The 2,140-nt window shown below is 61.9% G+C and carries 3 protein-coding genes; 2 read left to right on the top strand and 1 reads right to left on the bottom strand.

Annotated elements, in window-relative coordinates; all coding sequences use genetic code 11:
• Positions 1 to 28 precede the first annotated feature (28 nt).
• Both V6M52_RS00755 and V6M52_RS00750 read left to right on the top strand, forming a co-directional pair.
• Positions 29 to 868 (top strand): DMT family transporter, encoded by an 840-nt coding sequence (locus V6M52_RS00755; RefSeq protein ID WP_332698398.1) that lies wholly within the window; start codon positions 29 to 31, stop codon positions 866 to 868.
• Positions 861 to 1,724: a sulfurtransferase gene (locus V6M52_RS00750; RefSeq protein WP_332698395.1), complete on the top strand. Its 864-nt coding sequence runs from the start codon at positions 861 to 863 to the stop codon at positions 1,722 to 1,724. The genes V6M52_RS00755 and V6M52_RS00750 overlap by 8 nt, the downstream gene beginning before the upstream one ends.
• Before the next feature lie 32 nt (positions 1,725 to 1,756).
• Here the strand turns inward: V6M52_RS00750 and V6M52_RS00745 are convergent.
• On the bottom strand, positions 1,757 to 2,140 hold a 384-nt coding region (locus V6M52_RS00745; protein ID WP_332698392.1), incomplete at its 5' end, for an SRPBCC family protein.

Here is a 2,140-nt window from a genome sequence, read left to right as displayed (position 1 = left end):
CTCCGATTATGGGGCGTCTTTGCCGCATGTGGTCCTGTTCCGGGGCATTCCCTCGGTGCTGCTGCTGTTGTGCTGGGCCAAGCTCACGCATCGGCGGCTGCGGCCGCCAAGCTGGAAACTGCACCTGTGGCGCAATGTTTCCGGCGTCACATCGATGTGGCTGGGGTTCTTTGCCATCTCGCACCTGCCTCTCTCAACGGCTATCAGCCTGAATTACACGGCTCCCCTGTTCATCGCCGGCTGGATGCTCGCGCAAGGCGGTTCGCAGCGCGACCCTGTCCGCCTGATTGCCGTGCTGTTCGGTTTTATCGGCGTGATTGCGGTGCTGCGCCCCAGCATAGCTGAAGAACACTGGTTTGCCGCCTTGTTGGGCCTGGGTGCCGGCGCTCTGTCTGCGATCGCCATGATGCAGGTCAGGGAATTGGGTCGGGTCGGTGAGCCGGAATGGCGCACCGTGCTCATCTTTTCGTGCTGCGTGTGCCTGACCAGTCTGGGCGGCGTTGCGGCCGAAGGGTGGCGCGATATCGATGTCGTCGCCTGGCTGGCACTGGCCGGCGTTGGCGTGCTGGGCCTCGTGGGACAACTGGCCATGACGCGTGCTTTCGGCCTGGGTTCGGCGCTCTTGACGGCTGCCCTCCAATACACCACCATCATTTTTGCCGCCATGCTGGGCATCCTTTTCTGGGACGACTTGCCCGATGCGATCGCATGGGGAGGCATGGCCATGATCATCGCTTCGGGTCTGCTGTCCATATGGCGAACCTACAGCGAGGATCGCGTCATGAAAGGCCAGACCTTAACGGTCATGCAAGCCTCCGGTAGCGGCGCAACAAATGTCACAAACGAACAGGAGCCCCGAAATGTCTGATCTATTGATCGATGCGCCTACCTTGATAGATAAGTTGCCGGCTTCCGGCTGGCTGGTTTTTGATGTCAGGCATGATCTAGCCGATCATGCGGCGGGCAGGGCGGCCTACGAGCAAGGGCATATTCCGGGCGCCCTCTACCTGGATCACGAAAGCCAGTTGTCCGCAACGCGCACGGGGAAAAACGGGAGGCATCCCTTGCCTTCCCGGTCGGAATTTGCCGCTCTCATGCGTGCCCAAGGCTTGATCCCCGACACTATGGTAGTTGTCTACGATGGCGGCAACAGCATGTACGCCGCCCATCTGTGGTGGATGCTGCGTTGGCTGGGGCATGGCAATGTCGCGGTGCTCGATGGTGGATGGCCCGCATGGGTGGCGGCTGGCGGAGCTGTAGAACGCTGTGCCGGTGTGCCGGCGATAACCGAGGCGCAGGCCATCGAAAATCCAGGCTATCCAGGCCAGGCGGGCATGCCTACGGTAGACGCCCATCAGGTACTGGCCAATATCCACGAGCCGTCCTTCACTGTGCTCGACGCGCGGGCGGCCAACCGGTATCGCGGCGAAGTCGAGCCCATGGATCCCGTGGCAGGACACATACCGGGAGCCTTGAATCGCCCCAATACGCTGAATGTGCGGGACGACGGACGCTTCAAATCGGCGGCCGAATTGCGCCACGATTTCAACGAGGTCCTTCAGGGGCGACGGGCCGACCAAATTGTGCATCAGTGCGGTTCAGGTATCACCGCCAGCCATAATCTATTCGCCATGGAATTGGCTGGCTTGCACGGTTCCGCACTGTATCCGGGTTCGTGGAGCGAGTGGTGCAGCGATCCCGCGCGCCCGGTAGCGCGCGGCTAGGTTCGGACCGACCCGGTCCAGGCCGGTGCAGGTCAATCCTGGCCGGGCCGCGCTAGGCCGGGCCTCGCTAGGCCGGGCCGCGCCTGGCCCATCATGCGGCGATACCATTCGTGAAAATGCTGCATGCCGTCTTCCATGGGTGACTGATACGGCCCGTGTTCGTCCACGCCGCGCCGCATCAATGCCAGCCGGCCGGCATCCATGCGCTCGGCGATTTCGTCGTCCTCGAGAGCGGTTTCCATATAGGCGGCGCGCTGCGCCAGCACGAATTCGCGCTCGAACGCCACGATATCTTCTGGATAATAGAACTCGACGATATTGATGGTTTCTTGCGGGCTGACCGGGTGCAGCGTGGACAGCACGACCACATGGGGATAGAGTTCTATCATGTGCGTGGGAAAGTAGGTGACCCACAC

It is taken from the genome of Devosia sp., from assembly GCF_036676215.1.
Taxonomy (GTDB): domain Bacteria; phylum Pseudomonadota; class Alphaproteobacteria; order Rhizobiales; family Devosiaceae; genus Devosia.
The sequence above is the reverse complement of the archived record's forward strand: the minus strand, read 5'-3'. Positions and strand labels throughout refer to the sequence as shown.